Here is a 19,524-nt window from a genome sequence, read left to right as displayed (position 1 = left end):
TGTTCCGGAAACGGACTAGTCAGAGCGAAGTAAGCGCCTCTAGCTCAATTGGCAGAGCAACTGACTCTTAATCAGTAGGTTTCGGGTTCAAGTCCCGAGGGGCGCACCATTAGATCCGGTCTGAATTCTTCAGATCGGATTTTTTGTATACCCAGCAAAAGGAGTTCTACCGATGAGCAACGAAGCAACCACGCCTACTCGCTTAGCAGTAGGGGATCAGGCCCCAGACTTCACTTTGAGCGATGCCGAAGGTAACGAAGTCTCGCTGTCCAGTTACCAGGGCAAGAAGACTATCGTGTACTTCTACCCAGCTGCCTCGACACCGGGCTGCACCAAGCAGGCCTGCGACTTCCGTGATTCTCTATCCTCGCTGCAGGGCCTGGGCTACGAAGTTCTCGGAATTTCTCCGGACGGCGTGACCAAGCTGGCCAAATTTGTTGCCAAGGAAGAATTGAACTTCCCACTGCTGGCAGATGAAGACCATAAGGTCGCCGAAGCCTATGGCGCATGGGGCGAAAAGAAGAACTATGGCCGCACTTACGAGGGCCTGATTCGTTCCACCGTAGTGCTCGACGAGCAGGGTAAGGTCACGCTAGCTCAGTACAATGTGCGTGCTACAGGTCACGTTGCAAAGCTTCGCCGTGACTTGGGGATTGACCCAAAGTAGCTCCAAGATTCGCCGATTTTATATCTGTGAAAAAGTCCGCTATGCTTATTGAGGTCGAGTTACCGGGCTTCAAGTCGGTGTAGCGCGAGCGAGTATGGCGGAATTGGTAGACGCGCTGGATTTAGGTTCCAGTGTCTTCGGACGTGAGAGTTCAAGTCTCTCTACTCGCACCAAAGATATAAAACCTCCCGGACTTCTAAAGTTCGGGAGGTTTTGTGTATCCGGCGAAAAACTTGGGCAGCCTATGTGACATAGCTCCCACGCAACGCGGGAGTAAGCTTTGGAAGAGTGTTCCCACGCGGGAAACGATGTAAGTGAAATTCAAGGGGTGGAATGTGGAGCGCGAAAAGCTGCCCACGATGTTTAGTCTGGCGCAATCGGATCCAGAGCAAGCCATCATACCCCGCGCCGATATTCCCGCGCAGGATCTAGAGCAAATCGACCGCATCATGGCTGAATTTGGACGGTTGCGCGCGGTGGAACGGCGCATCATGCTTCGCAGCCAAAGCTACATGAAGCTCAACGAAACCGATATGCGCGCCATCCGCCAATTGATTTCCGCTAAGCACGCAGGTGAAGCCGTCACCCCGAGTCTGCTTGCACGCCACTTGGGCGTCACCACCGCCTCGGTGACTAAGATGATTGACCGGCTCGAAGCCGGTGGACACGTGATACGCAAACCACATCCCACCGACCGGCGCTCCAAACAGGTGGAAGTCAGTGCAGAAACCCACCTCGCCGCCCGCGAACAAGTTGGACGTCACCACGCCAAGCGCTTCGACGTAGCGCGCAATTTGAGCTCCGCCGAACGTGATGTAGTGATTCGTTTCCTCGCCGGCACCTCCGACGCCCTGCAAGATAGCCTTGACGGGAATGAACCGCAGGCTACCGAGCCGGGTAAATAATCGTTTAGTTCTTGCTGGCTTCGGCCTGCGACACGATGCTACGCAGCATCGAGGAGAAGATGAGCCCATGAAATGGGTACACCGACCACCAATACAGGCGCCCGGATAGTCCCCGGGGGAAGAAGATGGCTCGCTGGGTGAGCCGCGTCTGCCCGTTTTCTTCCGGGCTTAGTTGGAATTCAAGCCACGCGTTTCCGGGCACTCGCATTTCTGCACGTAAACGCAATAACTGGCCAGGTTCTAGAGCTTCAACCCGCCACCAATCCACCACATCTCCCAAGGCTAGGCTTTCGCGTTGCCTACGGCCACGGCGTATTCCCACACCGCCAGCGAGTTTGTCCATGAGTCCCCGCGCTTTCCAGAGCAGTGGGAACGTGAAGTAGCCCGCTTCTCCACCAATGCGCCCCACCACAGCAAACAATCTTTCGGCGCTGGCGGTGGTACGCGCGGTCCGCTGATCTAGGTAAACCCGGTGTCCTGCCCAGTCTGGGTCTGAAGGCAACGGGTCAGCCGGAGCAGTGACCGGATGGGAGGTGGCCCAGTTAGTCTCCACCGAGTCGGAACGGATCTTCTCAAGGGCTAGCGCCACCGCACGCGGGTAGTCTGTTAGGCCTCCAGCAGGGCGTTCAATCAGCTCATCAATATCCCAGTTGCGCATCACGCAGTCATGCTGCAATGAATCAACTAAGGCTCCGGCGAGCGTGTGGGGCAGGGGAGTGACCAGATTGACCCAATGCGAAGCCAAACGTGGGGTGAGCAACGGCAAGGCAATAACCCAAGGTTGACGCAATCCGGCCTCGGAGGCGTAACTGCGCATCAGCTGCGCGTAGCTATAGGCGTTGGGGCCGCCGATATCGTAGGTCCCTTGCACCCCGTGCGGAAGTTCGGCGCAGCGAGCTAAGTAATGCAGAGCATCGCGCACGGCTATGGGCTGGACCTTATTGAGCACCCAGCGCGGGGCCGGCATTACTGGCAACACATCGCTGAGGTGACGGATCATTTCAAAGCTTGCAGAACCCGAACCAATGACTAGTCCGGCTTGCAAAGTAAGCAACGGAACCGAGCCGGAACCTAGGATCTGACCCACGCTCACCCGCGAAGATAAATGATCGCTGAGTTCTCCCTCTGGATGGAGCCCGGACAGATACACCAGCTGTCCTACCTGAGCCTTGGTCACAGCACGCAGCATGTTGCGTGCGCCGTCTTCCTCGGCTTGCTTAAAGTTCTTGGTGTTGGACATGGAATGCACCAGGTAGTAGACCACGTCGGCTCCGGCGCAGAGCTCAGCCACTGCTTCGGGGTCCTCCAATGTTCCAATGACCACCTCGACCTGCGCGCGCCACGGCACATCGCGAAGGCGTTCTTCATTGCGCGAGAAAACCCTCACTTGGTGCCCACGTTCCAGCAGTAACGGGACTAGTCGCCCGCCAATGTAGCCGGTGGCCCCGGTGACGGCAATGACGCTCATGGTCGGCTCGATTCTGTGCGGTGGCGTTGTGAAAAGGCGATGGCCAGGGCGCCAATGAGTAACGCTGCTGCGATGACTAGCGCGGCGTATCCGACGAGTGTTGATTGATTGGTGCCGGTCAGTCGGCTATGCCCAATCCAAGCGATACCCCAGGTCATGGCCAATGCGGTGTAAATCTTTCCGTGGGTGTATCCAGTAACGCCCAAACCAATGATCGCTGCCACGAGCAAGAGCACTACCGCAGCGTAGGGTGCCCAAGCTGTATCAATTCCTACATTCCAAGAGGACAGAAGTGCTGAGGTGTTGGCAATACTCGCCACGCTCACCCACCCCAGATACAGGCCAAAGGTTAACCACATGATCCAGTGTTCGGCTCGTGAAGCGGTGCCGAAGTTCACCAGTCGCAGTAAAATCCAGATCAAAACCCCAAGCAAGATGAAAATCACAATGGTGCTTACCAGAAGTTGGTCTAGCTGGACCACGGCGATCCACGCGGCATTGAGCAATGCCGAGGCTGCCACGGGAACCCGCACAGCACGCAACTTCTGTGAACGCCGGCCCTGGGGTAAAGCCTGATAGATCGCAAAGACTGCCAGTCCTAGATAAATGACACTCCAGATGGAAAAGGCTGGTCCTGAAGGGGCTAGCAAGGTTGAATCTGCGCTGAGGTATCCACCGGCGGCCTCCTGAATCGGGGTGCCGCCCATGGCTCCGCTGCCGATAAAAGCGGCAGTAATTGCGGCTCCTAAGGCGAGGATTTCCAATATCACCACCGGCCAGGACGCCGAGGTAGTTTCTTGTCGAGCTTGCTTCATCAGTTGCTCCGAAAGTTTGTTTGTTCGGTTTTCTCGATTGTCGGGTCGACAAATCAAGATACTTAACCCATGATGTATCTAGGGAAGCTAATAATCAACCTAGCGAGAGAAGTTCTTTATGGAAACCCCACCGGATGCCCGGTCTTCGAAGGTACTGCGCCTGATGGAGCAGTTCCAAGAAGCATACATAGACGCAGAAGAGGGCTACCGTAAAGAGCTCGGTCTGAATGAAACAGACCTGCGTGCACTGCGCGCACTAGGGATCAACGAACAACTCAGCCCGGGACAACTAGCTGAACGCTTGTCGCTCACCTCCGCCTCCATTACCGCGGTGCTGGACCGGCTCGCCACCCACGGATACATTCGCCGCGAAGCCCACAGCCACGACCGACGCAAAACATTGATTCGGCATGGCGAAAATTTCCCGGGAATCCCGCAACAGACGGCACTGCGCCTGCGCAGTATCTACCGTGCGTTTCGAGAACTAGGCGAGGCCGAGCAGCAAACCGTGCTCGGCTTCCTGACCCAACTTTGCAAAGTATTAGAATCTGCCGCAGAAAATCAGCCACGGAGTAACAAATCATGAGCGCGCACACCGCCCACGCCACCTTGCCTAGCTTTGCAGATACGCAGACCTTGGCCGAGATTCGCACGCACCTAGACCAGCTGGTCACCGAAGCTCAAACCCGCGCCGCAAGCTATTCGGCATACACCGCTAATTTGTGGGAACAAATTTCGGTAAGTATCGACGGCGGAAAACTCACCCGCCCGGCCTTAGTAGTACTTGGCTATCAAGCCTTTGGCGGGGTAGCTTCTAAGGCTTTGTTTGATTTGGCATGCGCCTTCGAGTTACTGCACACCGCACTGCTGATGCATGACGATGTCGTGGACCGTGACTACGTACGCCGTGGAGCGCCGACTCTCTCAGCGCATTACCGTGACCTTGCCCTGGCTGCGGGACGTGACAGCGTCGACGCTGATCACGCAGGTAACAGCGCCGCCATCATTGCTGGCGACCTCCTATTGGCCGAAGCAATCAAAATCGCAGGCCGCTCCGCACAGGGCCTGGACTGTGAGGCCGAGGTGGAGGCAGCATTTCACCGTGCTATCGCCCAAGCCGGTGCCGGTGAACTCGAAGACCTGCTTTACTCGCTCTCGCAGCAGCCGGCCACCACCGGCGAAGTGCTACGCATGGAAGAACTGAAAACCGCAGCCTATTCCTTCCAACTTCCTTTGCAGGCAGGCGCACTATTAGCCGGCGCAGGAAAAGAGCAAGCAGAGGTTCTGGGAAACGTCGGTTGCCAACTAGGTATCGCCTATCAGGTCATTGATGACGTATTGGGAACCTTTGGGGATCCAAAAGCTACCGGAAAATCCGTAGATTCGGATCTTCGCGAAGCCAAAAGCACCATCTTGATCTCGTTGGCCAATGGCCAGCAGGGCTTCAGCTCGCAGTTAGCGCACTACCGGGCAGGAAAGAGCGAGCTCAGCGACCTACGCCGTGCCCTCGAAGAATCAGGGGCCGAACAGTTCGCACGCAAACTAGCACACCAGCTGTGTACCTCGGCCACTCGCTCGGCCACCTTCTTGCGTTTACCCGCCGCGGCGCAGGCCATGCTGCACGAATGTACCGCGCTGATCCTCTCACGGAGTAACTAAGCCATGGAACTGACAGATCTTCAACGCTATTCAGCCACGGCCACCCGCAGTGCCCAGGTGGTCATCGGCGCGTATTCAACTTCCTTTTCATTGGCCTGCAAAATGCTGGACCGCGTTTCTGCCCAGCACATCTCCAATATTTACGCGTTGGTTCGCCTTGCTGACGAGGTAGTAGATGGGGTAGCCAGTGAGGCCGGTTTGAGCGGTCCTCAGGTGGCAGCCGTCTTAGATGCCTTGGAAGCGGAAACCGTACAGGGAATGGAACGCGGGTACAGCACTAACCTGGTGGTCCATGCCTTCGCAGCCACCTGCAGGGCCACCGGTATTGGTGTGGAACTAACCGAACCATTCTTCGCCTCGATGCGTGCAGACCTGGTTCGCAACGATCACGACGCCTCCTCCTTAGAAGACTATATTTACGGTTCAGCCGAAGTCGTGGGACTGATGTGTTTGCAAGTCTTCCGCGCGATGCCAGGCAAACATCACAGTGATTCACCCAAGGCGGCACAGGCCGCCAGAAGCTTAGGCTCAGCCTTCCAGAAGGTGAACTTCCTGCGTGACCTTGCCGCCGATAGCCAACAACTGGGACGTAATTATTTCCCTGGTGCTGCGGCCCACACATTTAGCGAGGCCCAGAAGGATGAGCTAGTCGCACAGATCTATGCAGACCTGGCAATAGCGCGAGAAGGCATTAACCTGCTCGCTCCCAGCGCCGCGCGAGCGGTACGTATAGCCCACGACTTATTTGCCGAACTCAATCGACAAATAGATAACACCCCGGCGCGGAAGCTGCTGACCGGGCGGATCTCGGTCTCAACACCACGCAAGGCTTTGATTACCTTTAAGGCCGTGCTCGCGACTATTTCTTGGAGTACTAAATGAGCACAGCTTCTTCGCGCATCGTGGTGATTGGCGGAGGGTTCTCCGGACTGGCCAGTGCCGGTTTGCTGGCGGCCAGCGGACACCAGGTGACCTTGCTTGAACAGCACGCCAGCTTAGGCGGTCGCTCCGGACGGCTGCACCGCGAAGGCTTCAACTTTGATACCGGACCCTCCTGGTACCTTATGCCCGAGGTCTTTGAACACTGGTTCAAGCTCATGGGCTCCAGTGTGGACCAGCACCTGGATCTTCGTCAGCTACCGGTTGGCTACCGAACCTTCTTTGAAGGTAGTGACAGCCCGGTAGAGGTAGGAACCGGCACGCAAGTAAAGGACCTCTTCGAGCAGCTGGAACCGGGCTCTGCCCCTGCCTTAGCGAAATACTTGGATCGGGCTGCGACCGGCTACAGGCTGGCCCGGGATCATTTCCTCTACGACGATTTCAACACGCTCAAGGGCTTGGTACGCCCGGCGATAGCGCGCCACGCGCTGACCTTGGCTACATTGCTGGCTAATAACCTGCAAGGTTATGTCGCCAAGCGCTTCCGTAACCCGCAACTACGCCAAATCCTGGGCTACCCGGCAGTGTTCCTTGGCTCCAGTCCGCGGCGCACCCCGGCCCTCTACCAACTGATGAGCCACTTGGATCTCACCCAAGGGGTGCAATACCCCATGGGAGGATTTGCGGCGCTCGCCGACGCGATGGGCGACCTCGCGCAGAGCCGTGGAGTAGAAATCAAGCTGGGAGCCACAGCCACAAAAATTGAAACCGGGCGGCGCCCGGAAACCACGGTGGAAGCAGTGCGCTGGGTTGACTCTGACGGCAGGCAGCAACGCATTGAAGCCGACGCGGTGATTGGGGCCGCAGACCTGCACCACCTTGAAGGTGAACTGCTGGATCCTTCACTGCATACCTATCCAGCGAAGAGCTGGAAGTCCAAGGATCCTGGCCCAAGCGCGGTACTGCTCTGCTTAGGCGTCACAGGCCACCTTCCAGAACTCGAACACCACAACCTGTTCTTCACCAAGGACTGGGACGATAACTTCGCCCGAATCCACGAGGGCCGCGATCTCGCCGCAAGTACCAGCATCTACGTATGCAAACCCAGCGCCACCGATCCTTCCGCTGCTCCGGAAGGGCACGAGAATCTATTCATCTTGGTACCGGCGCCCGCCTTGCCGCACTGGGGTAGCGGGGGAGCCGACGGTCAAGGAGATGCGAGGGTGGAACGGGTAGCTGACGCGGCCATCGACCAACTGGCGCAGTGGGCCAAGATCCCAGATCTGCGAGAACGCATTGTAGTGCGCCAGAGCATCGGACCAGCAGACTTCGCCAGCCAATACGGTGCCTTCCAAGGCTCCGCTTTAGGACTGGCACACACCCTGGGGCAAAGTGCATTTTTACGCCCGCAGAACCGCAGCAGCAAAGTCTCCGGTCTCTACTTCGCCGGGAGCTCGGTACGCCCGGGTATCGGCGTACCCATGTGCTTGATCAGCGGGGAACTGGCCGCAAAGGCAGTCAACGGCATCAGCACTCCAGGAGCCATCGATGAGACCTGGTGGACCCAGAAGTATGGAGTGAAACTGTGATTTATCTGCTGATCCTGCTGGGACTGCTTGCCTGCATGGCCCTCATTGATGCGCGCTTTAAGCTCTTCATTTTTGCCAAGCCGCTGGCCGCACTACTGAGCCTGATTCTGGGCACGGCGTTCTTCCTGTTGTGGGATGTTCTGGCCATTAGCCAAGGGATCTTCCTGCACCGGGATTCACAGCTGATGACAGGAATCATGGTGGCCGAACAACTACCGCTGGAAGAAGTCTTCTTCCTGATCTTCCTGTGCTATTCCACCATGGTCGTGGTCACCGGGCTGCCGGTAGTACGCCGCACACTGCGCAGGAACAACGCCAGGACCACCGGAGGTCACAATGTTTCTTGAAATGGGATTATGGTTTGTCGCTGCCGCGGCACTGCTATTGCTGGTAGTTCTTGTGGTCAAACGGATCCAGTACCGCCAAGCGCTCGCCGTACTCGGGATGGCACTGGGCATCATGCTGGTGCTCACCGCCGTCTTTGACAATGTGATGATTGCCGCCGGGCTCTTTGATTATGGGGAGCAAACCTTGCTTGGCCTGTATCTGGGACGAGCACCTGTAGAGGATTTCCTCTACCCGCTAGCAGCGGTGATTTTGATGCCTGCGCTCTGGTGGCTCTTTGGCGGCAAGCCAACTGTTGAAAAGGAGGCGGCGGAATGATCCGGGCTATTTTAGCGACCTCCCGCCCGGTGTCCTGGGTGAACACCGCCTACCCATTCGCAGCCGCTTACCTGATTGCCGGACAGCACATTGACTGGCTGCTGGTGGTTGGTACCGTGTTCTTCCTTTTCCCATACAACCTGCTCATGTATGGGGTCAACGATGTCTTTGACTATGAATCTGATCTGCGCAATCCACGCAAGGGAGGCATTGAGGGAGCGCTGTTATCCAAGAGCAAGCACCGCATGATCCTCGCCGCAAGCCTGATCAGTGCGCTGCCGTTTGTCGTGGCACTGCTGCTCGGTGGTACGGCGCTTTCAAATATCATCTTGCTGATCAGCCTGTTTGCGGTCCTGGCCTATAGTGCACCGAAGCTGCGTTTTAAGGAACGCCCTGGCCTCGACTCCTTAACCAGCTCGATACATTTTCTCTCGCCCGCGGTTTACGGCTGGGTGCTGGCAGGAAGCGCCGTGGGAAGCACCCAATGGTGCGTATTCGCCGCATTCTTGCTCTGGGGAATGGCCAGCCATGCACTGGGTGCCATCCAGGACATCATTCCTGACCGTGAAGGACAGCTCGGATCAATTGCCACCGTGCTTGGCGCGCGATTGACCCTGCACTTGGTTTTAATTGCCTACCTAGTGGGCGGGGCATTGCTGGTTCTGGGACTCCGCTGGCCCTCGGCCGCCGCCGCATTACTGGTCATCCCATACCTGCTCAATGCGTTGCCTTACCTGCGGGTCACGGATGCAAATTCCCAAGAAGTCAACCGGGCATGGAAGAGGTTCCTGTGGGTAAATTACCTCTGTGGCTTCTTGCTTACTATGCTGATTATTTACACCACCATGTTCGCCTAGGCGAACCACGAAGCTAAGGAAGTAATCACTTCATGGACGTCATCTTGCTTTCCGAGGACGGCGAACCAATTGGCGCATGTCCCAAGGAATTGGTGCACACCGAAAACACCGCCTTGCATCAGGCGTTTTCCTGTTATCTGTTCAACTCCCAAGGCCAATTGCTCATCACCCGCCGGGCACTGTCGAAGCTTACCTGGCCAGGGGTCTGGACCAATTCCTTCTGTGGACACCCCATGCCAGAGGAGCCAATCGAGGAAGCGGTACGCCGCCACGCAGCACATGAACTAGGCGCGCGCATCAGCGAACCGAGCGTGGTACTGCCGGACTTTGCCTACCGTGCCGTAGATGCTTCGGGCATCGTGGAAAACGAACGATGCCCGGTCTTCGTCGCGACGCTGGACAACGAACTGGCACCTAATCCTGACGAAGTCATGGATTACCAGTGGGTGAAGGTGCAGAACCTCGAAACCTCGGTGTCGCAAACCCCCTGGGCGTTCAGCCCATGGGTGGTAGAACAACTCGCCCAGTTCTCCCCGCAGCCCGCCCACTGAGTCCGCGTTTTTCTCGCCTCCCCATCGGCTCGAATGCGTCGTGATAAGTCTGGCGTTTGGTACGGCACTGTACCGTGAGCTGTATGGGGTGGTCTATTGTGGCCTGCTCCACAAAGAAAGAGAAAACAACGCATGAATTCGACAAATGACCTTTCACTGGGTGTCATTGCAACTTCACAGAAGACCGATGAACGGCGTTTACCGATCCACCCGATGCACTTTGAGCGCATCGAAGAGCGCTTTCGCAAACGAATGATGGTTGAAACCGGCTACGGGCTCCCATGCGGCATCGATGACGAACAACTCGCACTGTTGGTAGGCAAAATTGCCTCACGAAGCGAAATCATGAAAACCGCGGATATCGTGCTGCTACCTAAGCCGCAACATGCAGACCTTGAAGAAATGCGTGAAGGACAAATCCTTTGGGGCTGGCCTCACTGTGTCCAGGATCAAAAACTCACCCAGCTGGCGATAGACAAGAAGCTGACGCTGATCGCCTTCGAAGCGATGAATCACTGGGGTGTCGACGGAAGCTTTGGGCTTCATGTATTCCACAAGAACAACGAGCTAGCCGGTTATGCTTCGGTACTTCATTCCATGCAACTATGTGGTGTGACCGGAGACTACGGACGCCGGTTATCCGCGGTGGTCATTGGATTCGGCGCGACCGCTCGCGGTGCCGTGACCGCCTTGCGCGCGCACGGTGTCAATGAAATCAAGGTGCTCACCTCACGCGCTGTGGCAGCGGTGGCCTCACCCATTCACGCGGTGGACATGGTGCAGTTCGAACACGATGACGGCCCTCACCTTGGCGAAGTGACCACCGATACCGGCAAGGTGCCCTTGGCACCGTTCTTGGCCGAACACGACATGGTCATCAACTGCACGCTGCAGGATCCCAATGCACCGCTGATGTATCTGAGTACTGAAGAACTAGATGCCTTTGCCTCAGGAAGCCTGATCGTTGATGTTTCCTGCGATGAAGGGATGGGCTTCGAATGGGCTAAGCCGACCACTTTTGCCGATCCAATGTTCAGCGTGGGAAAGAACATCAACTATTACGCGGTGGACCATTCGCCCTCCTACCTGTGGAACTCGGCCAGTTGGGAAATCAGCGATGGATTGCTGCCATTCCTCGACGTGGTGCTCGCCGGGCCTGGCGCCTGGAATGAGAATAGGACCATTGCCAGCGCCATTGAAATTCAGGACGGCATCATCAAGAATCCGGCCATCTTGGAATTTCAGCACCGTGAGGCGAACTATCCACATGAATTGCTAGTTTAAGATCTCTCCAGACTGTGATTGGTGAGATCTAAGTCAGTCTTCTGCGTACCGACCGTTTATGGTTGGTACGCAGAAGCTCTATAGCGCGTTGGTCAGTTCGCTTAACGCATCGATATCGAGCAATGTGATTCGGTTTCCTCGTCCTTGAACGATGACCCGAGCCTCACTGAGCGAACGCAACTGACGGCTAATCGACTCAGGAGTGGTGTCCAACAGCGAGGCAATGTCTTTCTTCGCCAGGGGGAGTACCACTTCCAATGCTCGCTCAGCGGATGCCACCGCCGGAAGTGACAGCAAATAATCTGCCAGGCGAGAGCTGACATCTGCGGAAATCACCGCAGCCAAACGAGATTCTGTTTCGCCTAAGCGGCGGCTGACATCTTGAAGCATGCACAATCCGATGCTTGCATGACGTTGTATCAACTGGGCTAAGTCTGCATGGCGAAAAACGCACAACTGAGCGTCCTCCAGCGCAGTCGCATCATTCTCTGGACTGATTCCTGTCAGGAACGCAGACTCACCAAAAAAATCTCCCGGACCCAGAACCCGGATAATTTGTTCGTGACCGTTGGAATTCGTGCGGGAAATCTTTACCCGCCCGGTATGCACCACCAGCAACTGAGAATTGTTGCTGGCAGCAGAGTAGAATACCTCGGCGCGGTCCAAATGAATCGCATGTGCCACCCCGGCAACCTCTAGCTGTTGCTCGTAGCTCAATGATTGAAATAGCGGTACTCGGCTTACACAAAGCTCGTTTGCTCCCGCAGATTTCTCCGTAGCAATACTGGTGTGCATCAGATCTTCCTTACCCTCAGCTATGCCCTTATCCTCCATGAAAAGACGCACAACTGCCACCGCCAAAGTTATCTGGCTGTGGCAGTTGTTCTGCTGCTTAGCGAAGTGCTGCCTTATTCTTTTGATCCTCTCCCGTGGCGACCTGGTCAGGTACGGCAACTTGCGTGGGACGAACCCGCATCAGCCGCATGGCGTTGAGGATGACAATGAGCACCGAACCTTCGTGGACGAGCATTCCCAGCGACATGCTCACCCCGCCGGCAAAGACTCCAGCGAGCAATATCAGCACCGTGCCCAAGGCAATGGTGATGTTCTGTCGCATGATCCGTACTGTGCGTTGGGCCAGCCAGATTGCTTCCGGAAGTTTCAGCAGCCGGTCTCCCATGAGCGCGATATCCGCAGTTTGCACTGCGACCGCCGAACCGGCAGCACCCATGGCCACACCGATGTCCGCGGTGGCCAAGGCCGGCGCATCATTGACCCCGTCACCGACCATGGCCACAACGTGACCTTCGCTCTGCATTTGTGCGACGGCGGCGAGTTTGTCTTCCGGGAATAAGGAGGCTTGGATTTCATCAATTCCCGTCGCCGCAGCGATAGCTTCTGCCACCTTGCGGGAGTCTCCGGTGAGCATCACGACCTTCCTCACCCCGATGGCGTGCAATTCGCGGATCATTGCCGGAGCCTCGGCACGAATCGTGTCGGCTACTGCAATCACTGCGATGACACGGTCTTCCAGCGCGATAATCATGGCGGTTTTTCCTGCTGCGGAGAGCTCGTCAGCAACTTCTGCCGAAGCACCCAATTCAGTAATTCCATATTGAGCCATGAGCGCGGTATTGCCCACCAGAACCTGTTGTCCTTCAACGTGGGCAACGATTCCTTTGCCAATCACCGGGGTGACATCTTCGGCTAGAGTGGTGGGAGAAACCCCTTCGTCACGGGCGGTGTCCAAAATCGGTGCAGCTAGCGGGTGCTCGGATCCTGCCTCGGCGCCGGCGGCCCAGCGAAGCACTGCTGAACGATCCATCTTCGGATCGAGCACCACGATGTCGGTGAGCACAGGGCGCCCCTCGGTGAGGGTGCCAGTCTTATCTACGGCTACCGCGGTGATCCTTGCGGCATTCTCCAGATATTCGCCACCCTTGATCAGGATTCCGTTCCGTGCCGAGCGTCCTATACCTGCCACAATGGCCACCGGGATAGAGATCACTAATGCACCTGGGCAGCCAATGACCAGCAACGTCAGTCCAAGTACCACGTCTGCAGAGATGAGCCATGCCAGCAGGGCGAGCAGCATTACGGCCGGGGTGTACCACTTGGAAAAACGATCAATGAAGGTTTGGGTTTTAGCCTTGGCATCTTGGGCTTCTTCCACGCGGTGAATGATGCGTGCCAACGTGGTGTCAGCGCCGGTGCCGGTGGCCTTGACTTGAAGGAAGCCACCGTGAGAAATAGTTCCCGCGAACACCTGGTCTGCGGCCGACTTTTCAACCGGGATGGATTCGCCGGTGATGGTGGCTTCGTCAATCGCCCCGGTGCCGCTGATGACCAGCCCATCCACGGGGATCTTGGCACCGTTTTTGACTAGTACCGTCTCGCCCATCTTCACCTCGGTGGCAGGTACCTGAACCTGTTCACCATTGCGCAGGACGACGGCTTGATCAGGAACTACCGCGACCAGCTCGGCGAGAGCAGCGCGGGTTTTATTCATGGTTCCTGCTTCCAACGCGTGGCCTACGGAGAAAAGGAAGGTCACCGCTGCCGATTCCCAGAAGTTCCCAATCAGCACCGCGCCGAGGGCAGCGATAGAGACCAACAGATCAATACTGATGAACTTCACCTGCAGGGCCCGTACCGCGTTCACGCTAATTTTGTAGCCGGCCACGATTCCACCAGCAAGCATCAACGCGTTGGACAGGGTAAATACATGGCCCGTCTCGTGGGAGTGTTCGGTGGCTGCAAACCACCAGCGAGGCGTCAGCGTGGCGTTCCACTGCCCGGCAAACAGGTACTGAACACCGAAGGAGAGAAGAATTAGCAGACCGGAAACCACAGGAATAAACCAGTTTCCGTACCTGAATTTGCCAAGCGCTTTCACGAGCACGCCGACCTTTCTGAATTATCGACAGGAGATTAGAAGGCCGAGACCGCGGACTTATATCCGGCCTTGTCCACAGCGGCAATGAGTTGCTCAACGGAGGTTTGGGCTGGGTCGTGGTCTACCTCAACGCGGCCCGAGGCGAAGTGCACCTGAACTTTTTCAACGCCTTCTAGTCGGCCAACCTGTTTCTCGATTTTGGATACGCATGAGGGGCAGGAGAAACCTTCGGCACGGAGCAGGGTGTGGGTGCTTGCAGTCGTGTTGGACATGGTGGAACCTTTCGCTCAAAAAAGAGAAGGAGCAATAGTTGGAGGGGATTCCAACCATTGCTTCCGAGCGTATCTATGTGCTGAAATATTGTCCTTGACGTGGATCAAGTGCCTGATTCGCGGAAGTTCTTGCAGGCAAAGCGCCAACTGCCAATGAGCTTGTGCGTTAGTTCGAGCGTGCAGTGAAATGCGCCGAAAGCTGTTGCCTGTTACGTGTACCAGTTTTGCGGAATAGCCGCGTCAGCCGCGCCTCCACGGCACTGACCGTAATGAACAATTCTTCGGCGATATCCTTATTCGTCATGCCTTTTCGAACCATGGCGACCACCTGAGCCTCGTCGGGGGAGAGCATTTTGAAAGAAGTGTCCTCCGAGGTGCTCTCGGTGACGTGTGAAAGCTGGGAATCGACGCGTTGCGCCCAACCTAAGGCCCCAATATTCCGGTAGATGGTGCGCGCAATGACAAGCTGCTCGATGCTCTGTTCTTGCCGGCCAGCAGTTCCCAACCGGGTACCGAAGCAGTGGTGGATTCTTGCGAGCTCGAGTTGGCCATCGGCAGGTTGCCACGTATCAAGGAGAGCTTGGAAACGAGCAAGAGAAATATCCCCGGGCAATGCGATTGCTTGAGCGCGAAGTATCAGCATCTTTGCATGCCTGCCCGAAATTCTGGCCATCAACGATTGCGTCGCCCTGAATTCGTTGGCCGCTTCCTGGTCATGATGTGCGCAGGAAAAGGCCTCGATGAGATTCACACAGGTTTCCACGTAATGGATACTGACAATCTCGCCATATGCCAGTTGCGCCTGCTGGAAGTAGGTGATTGCTTCATCAAACCTGGCGCTCATCAGCGCTTGGAGTCCTTGAAGCTCGGTGACGAGTGTGGAGTAGATTGAGGGCAGCTGACCTATAACAAATGGCCGCAAGGCATCCAGGATGGGACCAGCCTGATCGGGACGGGCTTTCATGATCCAATACCACGCGTTGACGATGCTTGGCAGCGGACGCATCAAGTCCACGCTAGGTGAGGCGTTCCAGCGTTCTACCGCGCGTAATGCCCGCGGTACATCATGGGCAGTGATAGCAAATTGGGCTTCGTAGAGCAGCCCTAGGGATTGGTAGACGATCTCGGTTCTGGTCCCGTTCAGCACCGGCAAAAGTGCGGTGCGCGCCTGTTCGTGGTAGCCGAGCGTCGAGAGGGCCGAGGCGACAGTCAGGAATGTAATGCCATTAACGTCTGCTGCTTTTCGCTGGATCACCGACTGATAGCTGGACATCACCGACGCCTGATGTCCGGTATACGAATCATGGAGTACTTGCGCGTGTCGGAAACGTGGACTAGGCGCAGATTCAGCTGCAGAAAATAGTTCCCGGGCACGCTGCAAATCTGTGTGTGCTTCGCCAAGCTTTCCATCGAGGCACAGGGCAAGGGCGCTCATGCTCATGAGGTTTGCGCTGAGCGCGAGGTTATTGACGTGGTGCTCTTCCACCGCACTATGGATACTGGCAGTGGGGATGATTGAGCCTTCTATAACGCGTAGTTCTACCTCATGGTTCAGCAACATGAGTTTTTGCTCAGGGGCCAGACTGAAGCCATCAAGATATTTAATATAGCGCCAGGCAATACCTAAGTGTCCACTTCGTCCCAGTTGTTGAATGAATTGAAGGACTTCGGGAGCTGGATGCTCACTATCGAGGCGGGTTAGGGCCCATTCAACGACTTCAATGGCTGCATGGATTAAGCCGTCGTCAACTAGGCGGACGGCACCTCGGATTAGCTGGTGTGAGGGTATCTGCGAATCGTCAGCCCGGCTTTGATGAAATAGCTTGAGTTCTATGGAGTTTGCGGCTTCGGCAATGAGCAGATGCATCTGGCGGCGTTGCATAGAGCCGAGACCCCAAAACAAATGGCTGCGCATGAGGGCATTGGGAAGGTTGAGTAATTCTTGGCTGAATCTCACGACACCGGCGTTGACCAGTTCGCTGACGTCATGCTCCGTGACATCAGGAATTTTTATGGCCACGGCGAATGGCAGCACCGGGCCAATCGCGATGTATTTCAACGCCGTAATCTGCGTTGCGGTAAAGCGCGCTTCCAGAGCGCGCAGTGTGGAAGAGGACTCTATCCGTGCATGGTACGGAAGCGTCAACGGTTCCTGATTCGACTTTTGTGCCTCCGACAAGGAACTCAGGTGCTCGAGCAGAGTCCCTGGGTTTCCTCGAGCAAAGCAAACGAGAATTTCGGCGACGGACTCCTGCAGCTCAAAGACACTTTCGTCTATGGCGATTTGTTTCAGGGTCAGTGAATCCATCATTTCCAGCGGAAAGCGTTGGAAGACGTCGAATGGCTCAGGTACTGTGGCCGAATTAGTGGTTGCGATGAAACTGACCCGGTTGCCTTGAAGCCGGCTTGCAAGGAATCCTAAGATCCTTTGGCTGTCGGGATCCATGAAATCCAAATCGTCAATGAGGAATACCGTGTCTGGTTCAATTTTCTCGGTGAGTTCTTGAAGCAGGGCTATGGCGATTCGATAACGGTCCACCTCAGCATCCGTGGAATCAGGGACGAGTCCGGAGATCTCTGGTGAAAGCTTCAGCGGAATAGCCGAAATAAAAGAGAATAACCCTGATAGCGGCCAAGCCGAATCATGTTTGTTAGAACGGATAAGCCGGTGGGGTTGCCCATCGAGCCGCTGACCAATCTGCTCGAGTACCCAGGATTTTCCCAAGCCGGATCCGCCAGACACGATGGCAACTCTGTCACGGTGCCCTTTCGTGAATTTTCCTAGCTTTTCTAGAAGCACTTGCCTGTTACGCATAGGGGTGACCCGGCCAGAACTGATATCGCCCGGTGGCAGAATGCGGATTTAAAATCAACAAGTCGAGTACCCCCAAGGTACGTAAATCAGGCCCAGAACTGACGAACCTTTGCGAGTGCAGTTAACGCTCCTCAGCGAAACCTCGTCGATCATACTTATGGCCGACTAATCCAACAATACGTTGACATCGGAAATAGGTGAAAAGTATCACGTCGTGTTTCAGAAACTATTTACGGATGTGTTTTCACGTCTTGGATGTATTCTCAACAAAAATAAACTTGGCATACATTCTTACGTCCAGTGGGCACTGAAGGCTTGGTTTCGAGCGCACTGCAGTTGGGGTCTAAGCACTGACATTATTTCCTGGAGCTCGGCACAGATAAGCTCAACGTAAGAAAACATGACTTGACCGTGGCAAGGTTTGTTTTCCATGCCATACGGTGTTTGCACATCGAGTTCGACTGGGGAAGACCAGCACACAGCCTGGATGCGTTCCAGAATTGACCGCGGAGCGGTCATCACTAAACGGCGCATGTACGCAAGATAGTAGTTGAAGCGTCATCTTTGAAGTATGCGTTTAACGTGGGGTTAACCCCACGTTCCTTTCATCGCTATGGGGTTTTCTATATTCCCCGTCGGATGCACTAGCCAACTTGACATGCACCAGTTCAAGCTTGTTTCAGGACGGACCGACAGTTTGCTGGGCAGGTGTCAACTCACTGTGCACTTTTGGGGGAGTACAGAGGAAGCGTTGCGCTGGCCCTGCGCCTGTTCGAAGGAAAGTGGGAGCACCGTAGTATTCTGAACGGTATATTGGAGACTTCTTGGGGGAAGCGTGATGACCGTACTTAATATTCGAGGCAAACTCGGTCTGTCGGAGGTTGTTGATACCGGAGACTCGCCGCAAGAATTTGTAGGCGAGAATCCGCGTATTGACAACAAATTTGAATACGACATCGCAGTGATCGGGTTGGGGCCCGTCGGAGTGCGGACGCTTCACAATCAGTGCATCTCCAAAGAGCGGGTGCTTGGTTTTGATGCCTCTGAGTCCCGACTCGCTGAGGTTTCCAGTGGATCTATGAGTTTATCGTTGCTCGAAAACAAGAGGATCGCCCACGCAATGGGCGCGCAGCTGCTGACGCTGACTGCCGATCCGGAAGAACTTGCTAAAGCTGCAGTGCTGATCATCTGCGTACCCACACCGGTATCTGAAGCCAACGTCCCAGATTATTCGCCTCTGCGTGATGCCTGCGGCCTCGTGGTGAACGTAGTGTCACCAGGTCAGCTCATTGTGCAGACCACGACAACTTACGCAGGTGCTACTCGCGAATTGATTGTGGAACCACTCCGGAATCGAACCTTAGTGCCAGGCATTGATATCCATGTGGCATTCAGCCCGGAACCGGCTAACGTCTCTATCTCCCAGCAGAAAAATATTCATGTCCCACGACTAGTCGGTGGATACACCACTTCCTGCCGAGAAGCGGCAGTGGAGTTTTTCGGACACGGAGTATTCAAGTTCCAGCGTACTTATGGCTTGGAAGCCGCGGAGATGACGAAACTCTTCGAAGCCGCTTTTCACACGGTAAAGACCGCGTTGACCAGCGAATTCGCGCAAGCTTGTACGGAACTCGATGTTCCATTCGAGGAGGTTCTGGAGTCAGTCAATCTAAATCTAGATGCTGTTGCGGGATTCACCGCTGGTTCGGGTGCCGGTGGTTACGAGCTAACCATTGGCCCTCATCATATACTCAACCAATCACAAGCTCATGGTTTACAGCTTCCGGTACTTGAGGCGGCCGTGAAGTCCAATAAACACCGCCCTGCCGCGGTGGTGGAACGTTGCGTGCGAGTGCTCGTGGATTTGGGAAAAGAGCTCTCCGATTCCAAGGTGCTGATCATTGGTTTGTCCAACTACCCGGACACGGCAGACCTGTCTAACTCTCCGGGTCTTGAAATCATGTCGTTGCTGCTTGAGGCTGGTGCGCACGTGGGATTCCATGATCACCACTTTGCCGGTCCAATAACTCTTGGGGATACCCATGTTTCGGGATACCCGAACCCGCACGACTTCGGCGCGGATCTCATCTTCCTAAACACTGCGCACAGCCATGTGGACCTGTCATGGATCAGCATGACGGATACGGTAATTGATGGGACCTATCGGGCCACTGGAATCCTGAACCGGGTGCCGCTCTAAGCAT

The 19,524-nt window shown here is 55.7% G+C and carries 18 protein-coding genes and 2 tRNA genes; 14 read left to right on the top strand and 6 right to left on the bottom strand.

Features of this window, described 5'->3' with window-relative positions:
* The first annotated feature begins 33 nt into the window (after positions 1 to 33).
* From IEX04_RS16070 to IEX04_RS16055, 4 genes are all read left to right on the top strand, one after another.
* Positions 34 to 109 (top strand) — tRNA-Lys (locus IEX04_RS16070).
* Positions 110 to 172: 63 nt separating this feature from the next.
* A complete protein-coding gene (gene bcp / locus IEX04_RS16065; RefSeq protein ID WP_096256136.1) occupies positions 173 to 667 on the top strand; it encodes a thioredoxin-dependent thiol peroxidase in 495 nt (164 codons plus the stop codon).
* A gap of 88 nt (positions 668 to 755) precedes the next feature.
* A tRNA-Leu gene (locus IEX04_RS16060) sits at positions 756 to 840 on the top strand.
* Between the two features lie 162 nt (positions 841 to 1,002).
* The gene (locus IEX04_RS16055; protein WP_188687160.1) at positions 1,003 to 1,572 is read left to right on the top strand and encodes a MarR family winged helix-turn-helix transcriptional regulator; all 570 of its coding nucleotides are present in this window, start codon (positions 1,003 to 1,005) and stop codon (positions 1,570 to 1,572) included.
* Between the two features lie 4 nt (positions 1,573 to 1,576).
* Here IEX04_RS16055 and IEX04_RS16050 read toward each other — a convergent pair whose 3' ends face one another.
* Together IEX04_RS16050 and IEX04_RS16045 are read right to left on the bottom strand one after the other, a co-directional pair.
* The gene (locus IEX04_RS16050) at positions 1,577 to 3,040 is read right to left on the bottom strand and encodes an SDR family oxidoreductase (RefSeq protein WP_188687159.1); all 1,464 of its coding nucleotides are present in this window, start codon (positions 3,038 to 3,040) and stop codon (positions 1,577 to 1,579) included.
* Positions 3,037 to 3,855: a TspO/MBR family protein gene (locus IEX04_RS16045; RefSeq protein ID WP_188687158.1), complete on the bottom strand. Its 819-nt coding sequence runs from the start codon at positions 3,853 to 3,855 to the stop codon at positions 3,037 to 3,039. Before IEX04_RS16045 ends, IEX04_RS16050 begins: the two co-directional genes overlap by 4 nt.
* 118 nt (positions 3,856 to 3,973) lie before the next feature.
* Between IEX04_RS16045 and IEX04_RS16040 the strand changes: the two genes are divergently transcribed.
* The 9 genes from IEX04_RS16040 to IEX04_RS16000 all read left to right on the top strand — a co-directional run bounded on the left by IEX04_RS16040 (position 3,974) and on the right by IEX04_RS16000 (position 11,337).
* Complete coding sequence (locus IEX04_RS16040) at positions 3,974 to 4,441, top strand: MarR family winged helix-turn-helix transcriptional regulator (protein ID WP_096256138.1); 468 nt, start codon at positions 3,974 to 3,976, stop codon at positions 4,439 to 4,441.
* Positions 4,438 to 5,514, top strand: coding sequence for a polyprenyl synthetase family protein (locus IEX04_RS16035; RefSeq protein WP_096256139.1), 1,077 nt, complete (start codon positions 4,438 to 4,440; stop codon positions 5,512 to 5,514). Before IEX04_RS16040 ends, IEX04_RS16035 begins: the two co-directional genes overlap by 4 nt.
* Before the next feature lie 3 nt (positions 5,515 to 5,517).
* A complete protein-coding gene (locus IEX04_RS16030) occupies positions 5,518 to 6,396 on the top strand; it encodes a phytoene/squalene synthase family protein (protein ID WP_188687156.1) in 879 nt (292 codons plus the stop codon).
* Positions 6,393 to 7,982, top strand: a complete 1,590-nt coding sequence (gene crtI, locus IEX04_RS16025; RefSeq protein WP_170947838.1) for a phytoene desaturase family protein — start codon at positions 6,393 to 6,395, stop codon at positions 7,980 to 7,982. Before IEX04_RS16030 ends, crtI begins: the two co-directional genes overlap by 4 nt.
* Complete coding sequence (locus IEX04_RS16020; RefSeq protein ID WP_096256140.1) at positions 7,979 to 8,329, top strand: lycopene cyclase domain-containing protein; 351 nt, start codon at positions 7,979 to 7,981, stop codon at positions 8,327 to 8,329. The genes crtI and IEX04_RS16020 overlap by 4 nt, the downstream gene beginning before the upstream one ends.
* Positions 8,319 to 8,645 (top strand): lycopene cyclase domain-containing protein, encoded by a 327-nt coding sequence (locus IEX04_RS16015; protein WP_096256141.1) that lies wholly within the window; start codon positions 8,319 to 8,321, stop codon positions 8,643 to 8,645. Before IEX04_RS16020 ends, IEX04_RS16015 begins: the two co-directional genes overlap by 11 nt.
* Positions 8,642 to 9,502 (top strand): prenyltransferase, encoded by an 861-nt coding sequence (locus IEX04_RS16010; RefSeq protein ID WP_096256142.1) that lies wholly within the window; start codon positions 8,642 to 8,644, stop codon positions 9,500 to 9,502. Before IEX04_RS16015 ends, IEX04_RS16010 begins: the two co-directional genes overlap by 4 nt.
* Before the next feature lie 32 nt (positions 9,503 to 9,534).
* On the top strand, positions 9,535 to 10,053 hold the full coding sequence (gene idi / locus IEX04_RS16005; RefSeq protein WP_096256143.1) for an isopentenyl-diphosphate Delta-isomerase: 519 nt from the start codon (positions 9,535 to 9,537) through the stop codon (positions 10,051 to 10,053).
* 132 nt (positions 10,054 to 10,185) lie between these two features.
* On the top strand, positions 10,186 to 11,337 hold the full coding sequence (locus IEX04_RS16000) for a N(5)-(carboxyethyl)ornithine synthase (RefSeq protein WP_188687154.1): 1,152 nt from the start codon (positions 10,186 to 10,188) through the stop codon (positions 11,335 to 11,337).
* A 78-nt stretch (positions 11,338 to 11,415) separates the two neighbouring features.
* Here IEX04_RS16000 and IEX04_RS15995 read toward each other — a convergent pair whose 3' ends face one another.
* From IEX04_RS15995 to IEX04_RS15980, 4 genes are all read right to left on the bottom strand, one after another.
* Complete coding sequence (locus tag IEX04_RS15995) at positions 11,416 to 12,132, bottom strand: Crp/Fnr family transcriptional regulator (protein WP_188687152.1); 717 nt, start codon at positions 12,130 to 12,132, stop codon at positions 11,416 to 11,418.
* A gap of 97 nt (positions 12,133 to 12,229) precedes the next feature.
* Positions 12,230 to 14,233, bottom strand: coding sequence for a heavy metal translocating P-type ATPase (locus IEX04_RS15990; RefSeq protein WP_188687149.1), 2,004 nt, complete (start codon positions 14,231 to 14,233; stop codon positions 12,230 to 12,232).
* Positions 14,234 to 14,268: 35 nt separating this feature from the next.
* Entirely contained in the window at positions 14,269 to 14,505 is a 237-nt protein-coding gene (locus IEX04_RS15985) for a heavy-metal-associated domain-containing protein (RefSeq protein ID WP_188687147.1), read from the bottom strand.
* Positions 14,506 to 14,671: 166 nt separating this feature from the next.
* Positions 14,672 to 17,320: a helix-turn-helix transcriptional regulator gene (locus tag IEX04_RS15980; protein ID WP_382344685.1), complete on the bottom strand. Its 2,649-nt coding sequence runs from the start codon at positions 17,318 to 17,320 to the stop codon at positions 14,672 to 14,674.
* Between the two features lie 838 nt (positions 17,321 to 18,158).
* On the opposite strand from IEX04_RS15980, the gene IEX04_RS15975 reads away from it, so the two are divergent.
* Positions 18,159 to 19,520, top strand: coding sequence for a nucleotide sugar dehydrogenase (locus IEX04_RS15975; RefSeq protein WP_188687143.1), 1,362 nt, complete (start codon positions 18,159 to 18,161; stop codon positions 19,518 to 19,520).
* Positions 19,521 to 19,524 lie beyond the last annotated feature (4 nt).

The sequence above is a fragment of the Glutamicibacter ardleyensis genome, from assembly GCF_014644555.1.
Taxonomy (GTDB): domain Bacteria; phylum Actinomycetota; class Actinomycetes; order Actinomycetales; family Micrococcaceae; genus Glutamicibacter; species Glutamicibacter bergerei.
Note: the sequence above shows the minus strand (reverse complement) of the source record. Positions and strands in the feature narration are given on the sequence as shown.